The sequence below is a fragment of the Streptomyces sp. NPDC020801 genome, from assembly GCF_044334385.1.
In the GTDB taxonomy this organism is placed as follows: Bacteria; Actinomycetota; Actinomycetes; order Streptomycetales; family Streptomycetaceae; genus Streptomyces.
This window is the reverse complement of sequence record NZ_JBIRST010000004.1, coordinates 345,201-362,418: the sequence shown is the minus strand read 5'-3', so window position 1 is coordinate 362,418 and position 17,218 is coordinate 345,201. Positions and strand designations below refer to the sequence as shown.

16 protein-coding genes are annotated in these 17,218 nt (G+C 72.6%); 7 read left to right on the top strand and 9 right to left on the bottom strand.

All coding sequences use genetic code 11. The features are described 5' to 3' along the window. Window positions 1-14: 14 nt before the first annotated feature. From ACH4UM_RS11465 to ACH4UM_RS11455, 3 genes are all read right to left on the bottom strand, one after another. Entirely contained in the window at window positions 15-944 is a 930-nt protein-coding gene (locus ACH4UM_RS11465; protein WP_398176741.1) for a DMT family transporter, read from the bottom strand. 539 nt (window positions 945-1,483) lie between these two features. Continuing rightward, window positions 1,484-1,972, bottom strand: a complete 489-nt coding sequence (locus ACH4UM_RS11460) for a hypothetical protein (RefSeq protein WP_398176739.1) — start codon at window positions 1,970-1,972, stop codon at window positions 1,484-1,486. Between the two features lie 75 nt (window positions 1,973-2,047). Then, window positions 2,048-2,689: a TetR/AcrR family transcriptional regulator gene (locus ACH4UM_RS11455; RefSeq protein ID WP_398176513.1), complete on the bottom strand. Its 642-nt coding sequence runs from the start codon at window positions 2,687-2,689 to the stop codon at window positions 2,048-2,050. A gap of 114 nt (window positions 2,690-2,803) precedes the next feature. Here ACH4UM_RS11455 and ACH4UM_RS11450 point away from each other — a divergent pair, with 114 nt between their 5' ends. The 3 genes from ACH4UM_RS11450 (at window position 2,804) to ACH4UM_RS11440 (ending at window position 5,074) form a co-directional block, all read left to right on the top strand. After that, a complete protein-coding gene (locus ACH4UM_RS11450; RefSeq protein WP_398176511.1) occupies window positions 2,804-3,955 on the top strand; it encodes an acyl-CoA dehydrogenase family protein in 1,152 nt (383 codons plus the stop codon). An 84-nt stretch (window positions 3,956-4,039) separates the two neighbouring features. Further along, window positions 4,040-4,327: a YiaA/YiaB family inner membrane protein gene (locus ACH4UM_RS11445; RefSeq protein ID WP_398176509.1), complete on the top strand. Its 288-nt coding sequence runs from the start codon at window positions 4,040-4,042 to the stop codon at window positions 4,325-4,327. Between the two features lie 102 nt (window positions 4,328-4,429). Further along, entirely contained in the window at window positions 4,430-5,074 is a 645-nt protein-coding gene (locus tag ACH4UM_RS11440; RefSeq protein WP_398176507.1) for a TetR/AcrR family transcriptional regulator, read from the top strand. Here the strand turns inward: ACH4UM_RS11440 and ACH4UM_RS11435 are convergent. Then, complete coding sequence (locus ACH4UM_RS11435) at window positions 5,065-5,526, bottom strand: MaoC family dehydratase (RefSeq protein ID WP_398176505.1); 462 nt, start codon at window positions 5,524-5,526, stop codon at window positions 5,065-5,067. The genes ACH4UM_RS11440 and ACH4UM_RS11435 overlap by 10 nt on opposite strands. A 112-nt stretch (window positions 5,527-5,638) precedes the next feature. Here ACH4UM_RS11435 and soxR point away from each other — a divergent pair, with 112 nt between their 5' ends. After that, the gene (gene soxR, locus ACH4UM_RS11430; protein WP_398176503.1) at window positions 5,639-6,115 is read left to right on the top strand and encodes a redox-sensitive transcriptional activator SoxR; all 477 of its coding nucleotides are present in this window, start codon (window positions 5,639-5,641) and stop codon (window positions 6,113-6,115) included. A 49-nt stretch (window positions 6,116-6,164) separates the two neighbouring features. Here the strand turns inward: soxR and ACH4UM_RS11425 are convergent, their stop codons facing one another. The 3 genes from ACH4UM_RS11425 to ACH4UM_RS11415 all read right to left on the bottom strand — a co-directional run bounded on the left by ACH4UM_RS11425 (window position 6,165) and on the right by ACH4UM_RS11415 (window position 8,843). After that, window positions 6,165-7,232 (bottom strand): RNA ligase (ATP), encoded by a 1,068-nt coding sequence (locus ACH4UM_RS11425; protein WP_398176501.1) that lies wholly within the window; start codon window positions 7,230-7,232, stop codon window positions 6,165-6,167. A gap of 85 nt (window positions 7,233-7,317) precedes the next feature. Continuing rightward, window positions 7,318-8,076 carry a 3-keto-5-aminohexanoate cleavage protein gene (locus ACH4UM_RS11420; RefSeq protein WP_398176499.1) on the bottom strand — a complete coding sequence of 253 codons (759 nt, stop codon included), beginning with the start codon at window positions 8,074-8,076 and terminating at the stop codon, window positions 7,318-7,320. Window positions 8,077-8,240: 164 nt separating this feature from the next. Then, the gene (locus ACH4UM_RS11415; RefSeq protein WP_398176497.1) at window positions 8,241-8,843 is read right to left on the bottom strand and encodes a hypothetical protein; all 603 of its coding nucleotides are present in this window, start codon (window positions 8,841-8,843) and stop codon (window positions 8,241-8,243) included. Window positions 8,844-9,095: 252 nt separating this feature from the next. Here ACH4UM_RS11415 and ACH4UM_RS11410 point away from each other — a divergent pair, with 252 nt between their 5' ends. Beyond that, entirely contained in the window at window positions 9,096-11,894 is a 2,799-nt protein-coding gene (locus ACH4UM_RS11410) for a penicillin acylase family protein (RefSeq protein ID WP_398176495.1), read from the top strand. A 24-nt stretch (window positions 11,895-11,918) separates the two neighbouring features. On the opposite strand, the gene ACH4UM_RS11405 is transcribed toward ACH4UM_RS11410, so the two are convergent. After that, window positions 11,919-13,235 (bottom strand): serine-threonine protein kinase, encoded by a 1,317-nt coding sequence (locus ACH4UM_RS11405; RefSeq protein WP_398176493.1) that lies wholly within the window; start codon window positions 13,233-13,235, stop codon window positions 11,919-11,921. Between the two features lie 82 nt (window positions 13,236-13,317). Next, window positions 13,318-14,562, bottom strand: coding sequence for an exo-beta-N-acetylmuramidase NamZ domain-containing protein (locus ACH4UM_RS11400; RefSeq protein WP_398176491.1), 1,245 nt, complete (start codon window positions 14,560-14,562; stop codon window positions 13,318-13,320). 192 nt (window positions 14,563-14,754) lie between these two features. Between ACH4UM_RS11400 and ACH4UM_RS11395 the strand changes: the two genes are divergently transcribed. After that, entirely contained in the window at window positions 14,755-15,519 is a 765-nt protein-coding gene (locus tag ACH4UM_RS11395; protein WP_398176489.1) for an SDR family oxidoreductase, read from the top strand. Further along, window positions 15,516-17,195, top strand: a complete 1,680-nt coding sequence (locus ACH4UM_RS11390; RefSeq protein WP_398176487.1) for a class I adenylate-forming enzyme family protein — start codon at window positions 15,516-15,518, stop codon at window positions 17,193-17,195. The genes ACH4UM_RS11395 and ACH4UM_RS11390 overlap by 4 nt, the downstream gene beginning before the upstream one ends. The last annotated feature ends 23 nt before the right edge of the window (window positions 17,196-17,218 follow it).

Below are 17,218 nucleotides of genomic sequence, written 5' to 3'. Positions count from 1 at the left end.
ATCCCGGCAAGGCCTCAGCGCACCCGCTCGGGCCGCGGCTGCGCCGCCGCGTCCCGGGCCCCAGGCGCCCGCCGTGCGGGCCGCGACCTCGACACCGCCACGCCGGCCAGGCACAGCACCCCGCCCGCCAGCGTGACCGGCCCCGGCACCTCGCCGAGCGCCAGCCACGACATCAGCACGACCAGGGCCGGCACGGCGTAGGTCGTCGCGCCCATGCGGCTCGCGGTCGTGCGGGCGAGCGCGTACGCCCACGTCGTGAAGGCGAGCGCGGTCGGGAAGACGCCCAGGTAGACCATGTTGAGCGTGGCCGGCAGCGGTGCGCGGGCGGCCTCGTGGAACAGCTGACCGGCGAAGGGCAGGCAGGCCACCGCCCCCACCGCACATCCGAACGTCGTCACCTGCAGCGCGCTCGCCCGGCCCAGCGCCGGCTTCTGGGCGACGACCCCGGAGGCGTACGCGACCGCGGCGAGCAGGCACAGCACCACTCCGAGCAGTGACGATCCGCCCCTGCCCGACATCGAAAGCCCCACGGTCACCGCTCCCGCGAACGACACCGCCATGCCCGCCAGCAGCCGCGGCGGCATCGGATCGCCGAGCAGGCGCGCGCCGAGCAGCGCGATGAGCAGCGGCCCGACGTTGACGACCAGGGCCGCGGTGCCGGCGTCCACCTGCTGCTCGCCCCAGTTCAGCGCGACCATGTAGAACCCGAACCACAGCAGCCCGGATATCGCGATCCCGCGCCAGGCCGCCCGCGGCGGCCACCCTTCCCGCCGCACCAGACACATCGTGCCCAGTGTCACCGCCCCGGCCAGCAGCCGCCCCAGCGCCAGCGCGCCCGGCGAGTACGCGCCGCCCGCGCTGCGGATCGAGACGAAGGCGGAGGCCCACAGCACCACGGTGACCCCGGCCGCACCGGCGGCCCGACGGGACGGGGAGAGGTTCATCATGCTCCTGAGGTTAGGCGGGGCGGACAACGGGAAGCTCGCGGATTCCGGACGGCACGGTGCGCCGGGAGCGGGCGCCCTCCGGCATGGGCGCCCCGGTGTTCCGGGGCGGTTGGCCGGGTGGTTCCCGAGTGTTCCGGGGCGGTTGGCCAAGTGGTCCCCGGGTTGTGGGGGCCGTTCGGTGGTCGGCGGCTCGGGGTGTGGGGCGACGGGGAGGGTGGGGTCGGTGGGGTCGGTGGGGGTGGGTGTCTTCCGGGGCGGTTGGCCGGGTGGTTACTGAGCCGCCGGGGCTGCTCGGCGGTCGGCGGCTCGGGAGGCGGGCCGGCCGGAATGGCGGGGCTGCGTGCGCCCTCCGGAGCGGGGCGGCCTGCGGGCGCGGCCCCGCGTCCGGGGGTGCAGCGGCCGGCGCCGCTCGGCGGCGGTGGCCGGTCGGCGGACCGGCGCAGGCGTGCACCGGGCGGGTGGCTGCCCGCGGCCCCGGTACGGCAGGCGCCCGGTACAGCCGCCGGTGCGGCCGGTGGCGGGCTGCACCGGTTCGTTCACCGCAGCGCCGCCGTCTCGGTGCCCAGCAGGTCGGAGAAGGCGTGCTCGCCCGTTGCCGTGACCTTCACGGCGCGCTCGGAGCCGATGCGGACGCACCAGCCCGCGGCGAGCGCGTGCGGGCACAGGGCCGCGCCCGCGACGCCCGCCAGGTGGGGACGCCGCTTGGTCCAGTCGAGGCGGGCGCGGGCCAGCGGGCGCCGGCCGCGGCGGTCCAGGCCGATGCCGGCCGCCTCGAACCAGCCCACCCCCGCGTCCGTGAGCGCGAACCCGGTGCCGCTCTCCTCCCGCGTCCGCCTGCGGGGCGCTCCGGCCGGTGCGGAGGGCCCGGCCGCGGCGGTCCCGTCGGGCCCGAGCGTGCCCGGACTCTCCGCACCGGCGCGCCCGTCCGGCCCGCTAGTGCTGCGACCGGAAGCCCGCCCGTCCAGTAGCGCCAGAAGGCACGCGGCCCGCGTCTCGTCCGCGATCAGCCCGGCGAACGCGGCCAGGCCCGGCGCCCGGGGGCCTTGGTGGTCATGCGCCCAGAGTGCGGCACGAACACTTCGGCCGCCGCCGAAGTGTTCCTACGCGCTCTGCCCGACCCGCTCGTACTGCTGCGCCAGGCCGTCCAGCAGGGCGGACAGCCCCGTCTCGAAGGCGCGTTCGTCGATCTTCTCCTGCTGCTCGGCCAGCAGGTGGGCCTGTCCGAGGTGCGGGTAGTCGGCGGGGTCGTAGGCGCTGGCGTCGTCCACGAAGCCGCCGGCGAAGGAGCCGAGCGCCGAGCCCATGATGAAGTACCGCATCAGCGCGCCGATGGACGTGGCCTGCGCCGGCGGCCACCCCGCACGGACCATCGCGCCGTAGACGGCGTCGGCCAGGCGCAGCGCCGCGGGGCGGCGGCCGGGGCCGCGGGCGAGGACCGGGACGATGTTGGGGTGGTCGCGCAGGGCGGCCCGGTAGGAGACGGCCCAGTCGTGCAGCGCGGTCCGCCAGTCCCGGCCGTCCTCGAACATCGACAGGTCCACCTGCGCGCTCACCGAGTCCGCCACCACCTCGAGGATCTCGTCCTTGGTGCGGAAGTGGTTGTAGAGCGAGGGCCCGCTCACGCCGAGTTCGGCGGCGAGCCGGCGTGTGGAGACGGCCGCCAGGCCCTCCGCGTCCACGAGGTCCCGCGCCGTCGCGACGATGCGGTCGGTGCTGAGCAGGGGCTTGCGCGGTCGGGCCATGGCGCACATAGTAGGGCTGCGGGATTAAACTAGCAGTGCTAATTTAAAGTACGGCCTTCCGAAGCTCTCAAGTCGCGCCGGCCCAGTCGTGCGTCAACCGTGGGGTGATCCGTCATGAACCTCGAACTCAGCGAGGAGCAGACCGCAGTCCGGCAGCTCGCCCGGGACTTCGTCGCGCGCGAGATCGCCCCGAACGTCGTCGCCTGGGACCGCGCCGAGGAGGTCGACCGGGGCATCGTGAAGAAGCTCGGCGCGGTCGGCTTCCTCGGGCTCACGATCGACGAGGAGTACGGCGGCTCGGGCGGCGACCACCTCGCCTACTGTCTGGTGACCGAGGAGCTCGGCCGCGGTGACTCCTCCGTGCGCGGCATCGTGTCCGTCTCGCTCGGCCTGGTCGCCAAGACGATCGCCGCCTGGGGGAGTGAGGAGCACAAGCGGCGGTGGCTGCCGGGCCTGACCGCCGGCGAACTGGTCGGCTGCTTCGGCCTGACCGAACCCGGCACCGGCTCCGACGCGGGCAACCTCGCCACCCGGGCCGTGCGCGACGGCGACGAGTACGTCATCAACGGCACCAAGATGTTCATCACCAACGGCACCTGGGCCGATGTCGTCCTGCTCTTCGCCCGTTCCACCGACGCCCCCGGCCACAGGGGCGTCTCCGCCTTCCTCGTGCCCACCGACACCCCCGGCCTGACCCGCCGCACCATCCACGGCAAGCTCGGCCTGCGCGGCCAGGCCACCGCCGAGCTGGTCCTGGAGGACGTCCGCGTCCCCGCCTCCGCGCTGCTGGCCCCGGAGGGCAAGGGCTTCTCCGTCGCCATGTCCGCGCTGGCCAAGGGGAGGATGTCGGTGGCGGCCGGCTGCGTCGGCATAGCCCAGGCCGCACTGGACGCGGCGGTCCGCCACGCCGGTGAGCGCGAGCAGTTCGGGAAGACCATCGCCCACCACCAGCTCGTCCAGGAGCTGATCAGCGACATCTCCGTCGACGTCGACGCCGCCCGCCTGCTGACCTGGCGGGTCGCGGACCTCGTCGACCGCGGTCTGCCCTTCACCGTGGAGTCCTCCAAGGCCAAGCTGTTCGCCTCGGAGGCCGCCGTGCGCGCCGCCAACAACGCCCTGCAGGTCTTCGGCGGCTACGGCTACATCGACGAGTACCCGGCGGGCAAGCTGCTGCGCGACGCCCGTGTGATGACCCTCTACGAGGGCACCAGCCAGATCCAGAAGCTGGTCATCGGACGGGCGCTGACGGGGGTCTCGGCGTTCTGAGGGCCGGCTCCGCGGGTTTCTGAGTACCTGATCTGAGTATCCCGGCGGATGTGGCGGCTGCCACATCCGCCGATGCTTGTCCCCATGAGTGAGACTCCGGTCAAGCAGCAGAGCACGGCCGCCTTCCACGGGCAGGCCGTCGCCTCCTTCGCGGTCGCCATGGCGGCCACCGCCATCGGCATCTTCCAGCTGAACGCCAACGCCTGGGTGCGGGCCTTCCTGGCCATCGCCGTCCTGTACCTCGTCACGTCGGCCTTCACGCTCGCCAAGGTGATCCGGGACCGCCAGGAGGCCGGGCGGATCGTCAGCCGGGTCGACCAGGCCCGGCTGGAGAAGCTGCTTGCCGAGCACGACCCCTTCGAGAAACTCTGAGTTCCGGGGTCTCGCGGTCACCGTACCGGCCGGGCACGCTAAGCGGCCGCTCACCTTCGGCGGTATGGTGGAGCCTCCGACGGAGGAAGGGGCGAGCGAGCGATGACTACGGCGGAGGAGACGGCCGGCGGCGACGCACAGCCGTGGGGCGAGGTCACGCCTGACGCGGCCCGGCGGTTGCTCGTGGCCGCCGTGGAGGCCTTCGCCGAGCGGGGCTACCACGCGACGACGACCCGCGACATCGCGGGCCGCGCGGGCATGAGCCCGGCCGCGCTCTACATCCACTACAAGACGAAGGAAGAGCTGCTCCACCGCATCAGCCGCATCGGCCACGAGAAGGCCCTCGAGATCCTGCGCACGGCGGCCGGCCGCGAGGGCAGCGCCACCGAGCGGCTCGCCGACGCGGTGAGCTCCTTCGTCCGCTGGCACGCCGGTGGGCGCACCACCGCGCGGGTCGTGCAGTACGAGCTGGACTCGCTCGGCCCCGAGGCCCGCGCGGAGATCCTCGCGCTGCGCCGCCGGGTCGACGCCGAGGTGCGCCAGATCATCGAGGACGGCGTGGCCGCGGGCGAGTTCGACGTACTGGACGTGCAGGGCACCACGCTGGCCGTGCTGTCCCTGTGCATCGACGTCGCCCGCTGGTTCAACGTCGACGGCCCCCGCACTCCGGAGGAGGTCGGCACGCTGTACGCCGACCTCGTCCTGCGGATGGTCGGGGCGAAGCAGGCCCGGCCCGCTCAGAGGTAGTACCGGGACACCGACTCCGCGACGCACACCGGCTTGTCGCCGTCCTCGCGCTCCACGGTGAAGGCGACGGTCACCTGCACCCCGCCCGGCACGTCGTCCACGGCGGTGATCGTGGCGGTGGCGCGCAGCCGCGAGCCGACCGGCACGGGGGCGGGGAAACGGACCTTGTTGGTGCCGTAGTTGACGCCCATCTTCACGTTCTCGACCGCGATCAGCTGCGGCCCGAAGAGCGGGAGCAGCGACAGGGTCAGATAGCCGTGGGCGATGGTCGTGCCGAAGGGACCGGCGGCCGCCTTCTCCGGGTCCACGTGGATCCACTGGTGGTCGCCGGTCGCCTCCGCGAACAGGTCGATCCGCTTCTGGTCGACGTCCAGCCAGTCGGTGTACCCCAGCTGCTCGCCCACCGCCGCCTTGAGCTCCTCGGCGGACGTGAAGATCCTCGGCTCTGCCATGTGCCCGGCCTCTCGTATCGCACGTCAATGTCTAAGCAACTGCTTAGCATGGTAGGGCGAAGGGCTCCTGTCAACGGACCGGGAGTGTGACGCGCTCGGTAGGCTCTGACGGGTGCCCCAGATTCCCGAGAAGATCCACGAGCTGACCGTCGGCCAGCTCTCCGCGCGCAGCGGCGCCGCCGTCTCCGCCCTGCACTTCTACGAGTCCAAGGGCCTGATCAGCAGCCGCCGCACCGCCGGAAACCAGCGCCGCTACTCCCGCGACACGCTGCGCCGGGTCGCCTTCGTCCGGGCCGCGCAGCGCGTGGGCATCCCGCTGGCCACGATCCGCGAGGCGCTCGCCCGGCTCCCCGAGGAACGCACGCCCACCCGCGAGGACTGGGCCCGCCTGTCGGAGGCCTGGCGCTCCGAACTCGACGAGCGCATCAAGCAGCTGAACCGGCTGCGCGACCACCTGACCGACTGCATCGGCTGCGGCTGCCTGTCCCTGGACACCTGCGTCCTGTCCAACCCGGACGACGTCTTCGGCGACCGGCTGACGGGCTCGCGCCTGCTGGCGGAACGGGGGAGCGGGCGGGGCCCCTCCTAGGCCCTGTCGTCGAATTCCCGCCTGTGCCGGGGGCCCACCCGTGCCACGCTCACTCGTACTCCGTCCCACCCTTCCGCGTCAGATACGCCGCGCTCACCGCCTTGGCGATCGCCCGCCCCCCGGTCACCGGGCTGTACCGTTCACGCACCGGCCGTATGACGACCCCCTCCCGCAGATGCAGCCCCCGCCCGGACACGGTCTCCGGCCCGCCGGCGAACTTGAGGACCCGCTCGACGTCGTACGGCCCCTCGAACAGCCGTGGCACCAACGGCAGCTCCCCGGCCAGCAGTTCGGCCGGGTCCAGCCAGCGCACCGCCCCGTCGATCTCGGCGGACACGTCGAAGACGGCGTACCCCAGCGTGTTCCGCCGCCCGTCGGCGCCGTACGTCAGGTCCTGCACCCCGGCCCCGTACACTTCGCCGAAGACGCCGACCCGGCGCGCTCCCAGCCGCCCGGCGAGCCGGGCGGCCGCCTCGGCCACGCCATGCCCGCGCACCGCGCGCCAGTACAGGTTCCGCGGATCCTCCTTCAGGGCAAGCGACTTCGCGCCGAAGCCCTTGGAGGAGACCTGCACCCGCCCGTCCTCGGCGAAGCAGGTGAGCAGGCAGGCCGAACCGTGCAGCTTCTCGGTCAGGACCACCGGCTCACCGGGTGCGAAGACGTCCGGGTAGCGCTGGATGTTCTCGATGTCGACCCAGGGCAGCAGATCGGGTGCGGCCTCGACGTCGCCGTCCATGGTGGGCGGGATCGGCGGCACCCACTTGGTGATGCCCAGCACCCCGGCGAAGTCGGTCCCCTCGGCCGCGGCACGCGCCAGGTCGACGTCCGCCAGCGCCCTCGGCCGGCACACGATGCCCTGCGACAGTTCGCCGCGCAGCCGCACCGCCCTGACCCGGTCGTGGTTGCCGCCCGCCAGCCGCCCGGTCAGTCCCAGCTCCTCGATCAGCCCGGCCGGGAGCACGGCCTGCTCGGGTATGTAGACGGCGGCGTCGCCGGTGCGGTAGGCGCCCCTGGCGACGACGGCCCGGTACAGGCCCACCTGGGCCAGTTCGAGCGCGTCGGCGTTGGGATGCTCATGGACGGTCAGCACTTCGGCGGTGACGCGCAGCGTCGACATCGGGACTCCTCACGGTCCTCACACGGGTTTCATCGCCTCCCACTGTCCGGACCGCAAACGGGTGGAGCCACCGGTTTGGCGACTGCTACGGTCGTCGGTCGCCGGTGTGCTCGCGCAGCACCACCGCGACCAACTGGGCGTTGGACAATGCTCGTTGCTGCCCGTCCGGCAGGGACGGTGTGTCCTCCAGACGGATGCGGGCGGCAAGCCCCAGCCGTCCCGCCGGGCGCAGCACCGGCCGGGCGCCGCCCTCCTCACCGCGCAGCAGTACCGGGCGGCCGTGTGCGTCGCCGAGTCCGGTCGGCAGGCCGCGCGCGGATTGCTCGGCTGTCTGCGGGTACCGGTCGGTCACCTTCGCCGGCACCCGCAGCACCTTCGGCCCGAGCGGCCAGGTCGCGAACCGGGCCGCGCCGTCCGTCCCGGACCGGATGCCCGCCTCCACGCCGGCCCCGAGGTCCAGCAGGGCGGCGGCCGGCTGCTCCGCCCCCGGCTCGTGCCGGCCGACCGAGGCGAAGCCGGGCAGCACCTCCCAGTGGCGGACGCGGTCCAGCCGTACCGCCGGATCGGGTTCCGCCCGGGCGCCCGTGGGCGCCCCGACGGGCACGTCCACCCGTGCCCGTATCGCGTCGACCGCCGCCGCGACCATGCGCGGGGACACGCTGTCCCGCCCGCACGGCGTCTTGGGACGGACATGGATCCGTGTGGCCCCCGCCGCGACGGCCTCCGCCGCGGACTGCGCCATGGCCTGCGGAACAAGCGGCACCACCACGCCGTCCGCCGCCGCCCGCGGCCCGTTGGGGCAAACCTGACGTACCCGCACGATGCCCCCGATGGTGCCGGACACCACCCACAACGGCCCTGGCCCGAACGGCCCCCGTTCGCGGCGGTCCCCGGCCGAAACCCCCGTTCGGCGCGGTCCCCGCTGCGAGCCCCCCGTTTCGGGACCCCCGCTGCAAGCCCCCCGTTCCAAGAGGGGTGCGGCATCCCCCAGCGCACCCCCCGCCTTGCTCAGGCCGACACCAGCAACCGCCCCCGCCTGGCGTACGCCAGGGCCTCGGGTGTCAGGACCGGCCGCGGGACGAGGATCCCGCAGTCCACGCAGACCGGACCGGACGACGGTTCGTGGTCCAGGTCGTAGCGCCAGAGCAGGCGCTCCCCGCCGCACACCGGGCACGAGGAGCCCGGCTCGCGCTCCAGTGCCGCAATCAGCCGCCGCAGCACCTCGGCGAGCGGTGAACGGGGGTGGACCCGCGGGTCGTCGCACCAGGCGACCCCGAAACCGCCCCAGGTCAGCCGGTGCCAGTCGTCCACGCTGCCGGGCCTGCGCAGCCCGTCGTGCTTCTCCTTCCTGCGGCGCCTGGCGAACTCGACCTCGTAGTCGAGCCACACCGAACGCGCCTCCTCCAGCTCCTCCAGCGCGGCCACGAGCCGCACCGGATCGGGGGACCTGTCCTCCGGGCCGAACCCGGCCCGGGAGCACAGATGGTCCCAGGTCGCCCTGTGCCCGTAAGGGGCGAACCGCTCAAGGCACTTGCGCAGTGAGTAACGCCGCAGTGCCAGATCGCACCGCGGATCTCGTACCTGTCTCGCCAGACTCCGGAAACCGGCCATCGCCCTGCACCTCCGTCACACCTGCACCTGCACTTCGGTCAACTTCGGCGTCGTCGTACGGAGTCGTCGTACGGACGTCGCCGAGTAGACGTATCGACATGCGATTCGGCTCCATCCGTTTTCCGATGCCCTCCATAACGCCGCCCCGCTTGACCTTCACGAGGTCTCCAAAAAGTGACGCATGTTCATCTTCCAACTCGGGGATACCGGCGGTAACGTCCCGCCCCCCACCCCCGTTGGTAGGAGCTGCCAATGTCACGGCGCACCCCACACATCGCGCTCGACAGACTGAGAACTCCCCGCAGATTCCACGGGTTCCTGAAGACCGCATCGGTATGCGTCCTCATTGCCGGTCTTTTGTCGCCCTTTTCCCAAGCGGTGGCCGCCGAGACGACGGCTGTGAACGCGGCGGCCGCGAACGACTACTGCGGCGGCCAGTGCTCGGACATCCTGCCGCCCGGCGAGAACGGCAACGCCACCCTCGCCCAGATCCTCCTCAACCAGGCCTTCGGCACCCAGCCCAGCCACGCCGAGGACCAGCTCGGCCCCTACGCCAACCTGGCCACCGGCTACCCGGCGCTCACCGACGCGAAGATCAACAGCTTCTTCAACGACGCCTCGTTCTCGGTCCCCGCCGACCAGGTCGCCTCCACGGAGAAGCCCGCCGGCCGCGGCGACGTCACGATAGTCCGCGACAAGAAGACCGGTGTGCCGCACATCACGGGCACCACCCGCTACGGCACCGAGTTCGGCGCCGGATACGCCGCCGCCGAGGACCGGCTGTGGCTCATGGACGTCTTCCGGCACGTCGGCCGCGGCCAGCTGACCTCCTTCGCCGGCGGCGCGGCCGCCAACCAGGGCCTGGAGCAGGAGTTCTGGCGCAACGCGCCCTACACCGAGGCCGATCTGCAGGCGCAGATCGACAATGCCGTGGCCCGCAACGGGGCGCGCGGCCGGCAGGCCCTCGCCGACGCCGACGCCTACCTGGCCGGCGTCAACTCCTACATCGACGCCTCGGACTCCGGCCGTTACTTCCCCGGCGAGTACGTCCTGACCGGCCACAAGGACGCGATCACCAACGCAGGCACCATCGAGCACTTCAAGGTCACCGACCTGGTCGCGCTGGCCTCGGTGGTCGGCTCGCTGTTCGGCTCGGGCGGCGGGGGTGAGGTCGGCAACGCCCTCTCCCTGCTGGCCGCCCAGGCCAGGTACGGCGTCGAGGAGGGCACCAAGGTCTGGGAGTCCTTCCGCGAGCGCAACGACCCCGAGGCCGTACTCACGGTGCACGACGGCCGGAGCTTCCCCTACGCCTCGAGGCCGGACGGTGCACAGGGCGAGGCGCTGCCCGACTCCGGCTCGGTGACCCAGGAACCGCTCGTGTACGACCGCACCGCCAGCGCCGGCACCTCGGCCGCCAGGAGCGCCTCCACGACGGCCGCGAAGACGACCTTCTCCTCGGCCAGGCGGGGCATGTCCAACGCCCTCGTCGTCAGCGGCAAGTACACCGCGAGCGGCCACCCGGTCGCCGTCTTCGGGCCGCAGACCGGCTACTTCGCCCCCCAGCTGCTGATGCTCCAGGAGATCCAGGGCCCCGGCATCAGCGCCCGTGGCGCATCCTTCGCCGGGCTGAGCATGTACGTCGAGCTCGGCCGCGGCCAGGACTACTCGTGGAGCGCCACGACCTCCGGCCAGGACATCATCGACACCTACGCCGTCGAGCTGTGCCAGGACGACCACCACTACCTGTACCACGGCACCTGCACGGCGATGGACAAGGTCGAGCAGGCCAACTCCTGGAAACCCACCGTCGCCGACGGAACGGCGGCCGGCTCCTACACCATGCGCGTGTGGCGCACGAAGTACGGCCCCGTGGAGTACCGCGCCACCGTCGGCGGCAAGAAGGTCGCCTACACCACCCTGCGCTCGTCCTTCCTGCACGAGGCCGACTCGATCATCGGCTTCCAGATGCTCAACGACCCCGACTACGTGAAGGGACCGCAGGACTTCCAGAAGGCCGCGCAGCACATCAACTACACCTTCAACTGGTTCTACGCCGACTCGGCGCACACCGCGTACTACAACAGCGGCGACAACCCGGTGCGCGCGAACGGCGTCGACGCCGAGTTCCCGGTGTGGGCGCAGGCGGCGTACGAGTGGCGGAACTGGGACCCGGCGACCAACACGGCCGACTACACCCCGGCCTCCGCCCACCCCAACTCCGCCGACCAGGACTACTACGTCTCCTGGAACAACAAGCAGGCGCCGGACTACACCACCGCCTCCTGGGGCGACGGCTCGGTCCACCGCGGCAACCTGCTCGAGGACCGGGTGAGGAGACTGGTCGCGGCGGGCGGGGTGACCCGCACCGCGCTGGTGAAGGCGATGGCGGACGCGGCCCTCGCCGACCTGCGGGCCGAGGACGTACTGCCGAAGCTGCTGAAGGTGATCAACAGCTCGACGGTCACCGATCCCACGGCCGCGGCCGCGGTGAGCACGCTGCAGACATGGGTCGCGGCGGGCGCCCGGCGCACCGAGACCTCGGCCGGCTCCAGGACGTACGCCGACGCCGACGCGATCCGGATCCTGGACGCCTGGTGGCCACTGCTGGTGAAGGCCGAGTTCGAACCGGGTCTGGGCAGCGATCTGTACACCGCCTTCGGCAGCAACCTGCCGGTCGACGAGTCGCCCTCGGCCGGGCACGGCCCGACCGGTTCACACGCCGGCAGTTCCTTCCAGTACGGCTGGTGGAGCTATGTCGACAAGGACATCCGGGCGGTGCTCGGCGAGCCGGTGCGAGGTCCGCTGACGCAGAAGTACTGCGGCGGCGGCAGCCTGAGTTCCTGCCGGGACGTCCTGATCAGCACCCTGAAGCAGGCGGCCGGCCTGACGGCGGCCCAGGTCTACCCCGGTGACGACCAGTGCTCGGCGGGCGATCAGTGGTGCGCCGACTCGATCGTCCAGCGCACCCTGGGCGGCATCAAGCACGGGAAGATCAGCTGGCAGAACCGGCCCACCTACCAGCAGGTGGTGGAGTACACCAGCCACCGGTAGCGCCGGAACGGCGGCGGGCCTGCGTCAGCGGATGCGGCCCGCCGCCAGTACCACCCGGGCGAGTTCCGGGTGCACGATGTCGCTGTGCGCTCCGCTCGGCGGGCCGCCGCGTCTGACCACCTCGGCCGTGTCGACGTTGACGCACCCCGATGCGGGCAACGGCGCGCCGAGGGCGTCGGCGAGGGTGCACGCGTGCGTGCCCGGCACCGCCTGCACGCCGTTGTGCCCCATCGCGCCCCACTTCGACCCCACCAGCCCGCCGATGTCGACGCCCAGCACCGACCGGTCGTCGTCCGCCATCCGCGAGGCCAGCGGGTACAGCGTGCCGAGCGCCGAGTCGTAGCGGGAGTAGCAGCACACCAAAGGACCGTCGACGCGGTGTTCCTGGCCCTGCAGGACCCCTCCCACCCGCGGATCGTCCGGCAGCCGGGCCGCGAACGCGTAGTGCGAGAAGGCTCCCTGCAGCAGCGTCACGGACTTCACCGCCCGCACCCCGTCGGGCAGTCCGCGCAGCGCGAACGACACCAGCCGCCCACCGAAACTGTGCCCGACCAGGTGGATCCGCGTCTCCGGCGCCGTGGCCGCGAGCCGCCCGACCACCGGGCCGAGCCCTCGTTCGCCGACCGTGCCCGCGCGCCGCTTCATCGCGTAGTACGTCGCCTGCCGCAGCAACTCCTTGGCACCGTCCCAGGGGTTCGGCAGGCCGAACGACTCCTGCCCGTCCGGCGTCTGAAGCCGCGCCACCGCCTGCGCGAACTCGCCGCAGACGTCCGCCGTGGGCCGCGCGAACATCTCGGGTTCGCTCTGCGGCACGCCCTCCGCCAGGGTGTCCGCCGCGAACGGCGCCTGTGGCCCCGGCGGCACCACCTCGACCAGCAGCCGCACCAGCCGCCCGAACTCCTCCAGCGCGGCCTCCTCCGACGGGCGCTCGTCCAGCATCCGCGCGAGCCGGTCCACCACCGTGGCGCGCCCCGGGAAGGTCTCCAGGAGCGCGTGCCGGGTGTCCTTGTCGAGCGCCGCGGCCGGCACCGGCCCGGCCGCGGTGGACCGCGGGAAGTCGGGGATCGGCTCGTCGCAGAACCGCATCGAGGGCCACACCACCCCCACGTACCCGATCCGCGCGGCGGGCGCGAGGCGCGGAACGGGGGCGAAGAAGTGACTGTAGAGCCGGGTCGCGCCCGAGCGGTCGTTGTTCCAGCCGTGCGCGAAGACGATCAGGTCGCGCACCCCGCGTTTCGTGAGATCCGCGAGCAGCCGGTCGCGCTCGGCACCGTCCACGTCCCCGTCCGCGTCGAAGGTCAGCTCCCAGTAGGGAGCCACGCTCATCTCCGGATCCGCCATGACCGACCCCCTTGTGGCCCGATGCGGTGCGATCTGTCGCGCATCGTCCTGCCAACGGGGGGAGTTGGCCATAGGTCACGGCTCATCCGTAGAGCAGATATTCCTTCCGTACCCTCCGGAACGCGGCCAGCTCCTCCTGCCAGCCGGCCACCACCTCGTCGGTGCCGGCACCCGCGTCGATCATGGTGCGCACGAGCGTGGAGCCGGTGAGCTTGTCGATCCAGTCGTCCGGGCGCCAGGCGAAGCCGCTCCAGACCTGCCTCGCGGTCACGAGCAGGGCGATCCCGGTCCGCACCGGGTCGAACGCGGCCCGGTCGTGGACGTGGATCTGCACCCCGCCCGCCGTCCTTCCCTGGAACTTGGAGAAGGTGGGCGCGAAGTACGCCTCCCTGAAGCGCACCCCGGGCAGCGCGAGCGCGTTCGCCGCGGCCGCCCAGCGTCCGTCGATCCCCTCCGCGCCGAGCAGTTCGAAGGGGCGGGTGGTGCCCCGTCCCTCCGACAGGTTCGTGCCCTCGAACAGGCAGGTCCCGGAGTACACCAGGGCGGTGTCGGGGGTCGGCATGTTGGGGCTCGGCGGTACCCAGGGCAGCCCGGAGGCGTCGTGGAACTCCGACCGCTTCCAGCCGGTCATCAGCACGGTCTCCAGCCGCACCGGCGTGGTGAGGAACTCCCCGTTGAACAGCCGTGCCAGCTCCGCGACCGTCATGCCGTGCGCCTGGGCGACGGGCTGCCGCCCGACGAAGGACGCGAACTCCTTGTGCAGCACAGGTCCCAGGGCCGCGCGCCCGGTCACCGGGTTGGGCCGGTCGAGCACCACGAACCGCTTGCCGGCCAGCGCGGCCGCCTCCATGCAGTCGTAGAGGGTCCAGATGTACGTGTAGAAGCGGGCGCCCACGTCCTGGATGTCGAAGACGACCGTGTCCACGCCCGAGGCGGTGAAGACGTCGGCGAGCGGCTGCCCGCTCTTGAGGTACGTGTCGTACACGGGCAGCCCGGTCGCCGGGTCGTCGTAGCGGCCCTCGGAGCCGCCCGCCTGCGCGGTGCCGCGGAAGCCGTGCTCGGGGCCGAAGACGGCGGTCAGGCGCACGCGCCGGTCGGCGTGCATCACGTCCACGATGTGGCGCACGTCCCGGGTGACGCCGGTCGGGTTGGTGACGATGCCGATCCGCTGCGCGCCGAGCGGGGCGTAGCCGTCCGCGGCCAGGCGCTCGAAGCCGGTGCGGAGTGCCCGGCCGCGCGCCGGCGCCGCCTGCGCGGAGGCGGCCGGGACGCCCGGGGCCGCGACCGCGGCCGTGGTGGCGAGCAGGCTCCGTCTGGACAGCTTCACGCGGTGACCTCCGTGATCGCGGCGGGTGTCATGCCCACGCACGCTAGCGTGCACGAAGGCGGCACGGAACGAACCTGACCGGCCCGCGCGCGGAACACCTCTTCCGCGCTACATACCGACCGGTTAGTCTGACGCCGCAGAGCCGAGTCGCGTCGTGCCGAAGTCGTGTCGGCGTCGTGTCGAAGGAGACCGATGGTGGAAGCCGTTCAGGGTGCGGGAGTGGTCGTCACGGGGGCCGGGGGTGGCATCGGTGCCGCGCTGGCCCGCAGGTTCGCCGCCGCTGGGGCCAGGGTCGTGGTCAACGACCTCGACGCCGCCAGGGTCGAGGCGGTCGCCGCGGAGATCGGCGCCGTCGCGCTCCCGGGCGACGCCTCCGCGGTCGTCGCCGGCGCCCGCGACGCGCTCGGCGGCACGGTCGACGTCTACTGCGCCAACGCGGGCCTCGGCTCCGGAGGTTCGGAGGCGGCCGGCGAGGACGTCTGGGCGCGGGCCTGGGACGTCAACGTCATGGCCCATGTCCGCGCCGCCCAGGTGCTGCTCCCGGCCTGGCTGGAGCGCGGCAGCGGCCGGTTCGTCTCCACCGTCTCCGCGGCCGGCCTGCTCACCATGATCGGCGCCGCCCCCTACAGCGTCACCAAGCACGGTGCGTACGCCTTCGCCGAGTGGCTGTCACTGACGTACCGCCACCGCGGGATCAAGGTCCACGCGATCTGTCCGCAGGGCGTGCGCACCGACATGCTGGCCGCGACCGGCAGCGCGGGCGACCTGGTCCTGCAGCCGACCGCGATCGAGCCCGAGGACGTGGCCGACGCCCTGTTCAAGGGCATCGAGGAGGACCGCTTCCTGATCCTGCCGCACCCCGAGGTCGCCGGGTACTATCAGGCCCGGGCCGCCGATCCCGACCGCTGGCTGACGAGCATGAACCACATCCAGCAGAGGTGGGAGGAGACCCGGTGACCGCTTCCCGCTACGCGGCCCGGCCCTGGCTGGCCCTCCTGGACGACGCCCAGCGCGCCCCGATCGACCCCGCCGACTCCCTGGTGCACGCCCTGCGCCGGTCGGTGGCCGAGGCACCCGACCGCACCTTCCTGGCCTACTTCGACGCCCGCCTCACCTACCGCGAGGTCGACGAGCTCACCGACTCGGTCGCCGGTCACCTCGCCGCCCGCGGCCTGGAGCGGGGCGACCGGGTGGCCGTCCTCCTGCAGAACTCCCCGCACTTCGTGCTCGCCGTCCTCGGCGCCTGGAAGGCGGGCGCCACCGTCGTGCCGGTCAACCCGATGTACAAGTCGGGGGAGGTCTCCCACGTCCTGAAGGACGGCGAGGTGGCCGCACTGATCTGCTCCGACCGGGCCTGGGAGTCCTACCTGCGCGAGACGGCCGCCGACTCGCCGGTGCGGATCGTGCTCACGGGGTGCGAACTGGACTTCCAGACCCGCGACGACACGCGCGTGCTCACCTTCGAGCGGCTGCCGCAGGCCCCGGACGCCGACGACCTGGTGACCGTGGCCCGCGCGGGCCGCACGGCGCCCGAGGGCCGCGACCCCGCCCCCGCCGACATAGCGCTGATCAGCTACACCTCGGGCACCAGCGGCACACCCAAGGGCGCCACCAACACGCACGGCAACATCATGTACAACGCCGAGCGGCAGCGGACCGGCCTGGGCCTGCCCGAGGCGCCCGTGTACTTCGCGTTGGCGCCGCTGTTCCACATCACCGGCATGGTCTGCCAGTTCGGCGCCTGCCTGAACAGCGCCGGCACGCTGGTGCTGGCGTACCGCTTCGAGCCCTCAGTGGTGCTGGAGGCGTTCGCCGAGCACCGGCCGCACTACACGGTCGGCCCGTCGACCGCCTTCATGGCGCTCACCGCCCACCCGGCCGTCGGCCCGGACCACTTCTCCTCCTTCACGATCATCTCCTCCGGCGGCGCCCCGCTGCCGCCCGCGCTGGTGGAGAAGTTCCGGGCCGGCTTCGGGCCGTACATCCGCAACGGCTACGGCCTCACCGAATGCACCGCCCCCTGCGCCTCCGTACCGCCCGGCCTCGAGGCCCCCGTCGACCCGGCCTCCGGGACGCTGGCCGTCGGCGCTCCCGGGCCGGACACGGTCGTACGGATCGTCGACGACTCGGGCGAGGAGGTGCCCTTCGGCCGGCAGGGCGAGATCGTCGTGAGCGGCCCCCAGGTGGTGCCCGGCTACTGGCGGCGCCCCGAGGCCACCGCCGAGACCTTCCCGGACGGGGAACTGCGCACCGGCGACATCGGGTTCATGGACGAACAGGGCTGGCTGTACGTCGTCGACCGCAAGAAGGACATGATCAACGCGTCGGGCTTCAAGGTCTGGCCGCGCGAGGTCGAGGACGTCCTCTACGCGCACCCGGCGGTGCGCGAGGCGGCCGTCGTCGGCGTGCCCGACGGCTACCGCGGGGAGACCGTCAAGGCCTACATCAGCCTGCGCCCGGGCGCCGAGACCGACCCGGCTGCGCTCGCCGCGTACTGCAGGGAGAGACTGGCCGCCTACAAATACCCTCGGCAGGTCGAGATCCTGCCGGACCTGCCGAAGACGGCAAGTGGGAAGATCCTCCGACGGGAACTGCGTTCCCGTAGGCACGACGACAGTCAGCAGCACCAGTAGGACCAAGGAAAGGCAGGTGGCGG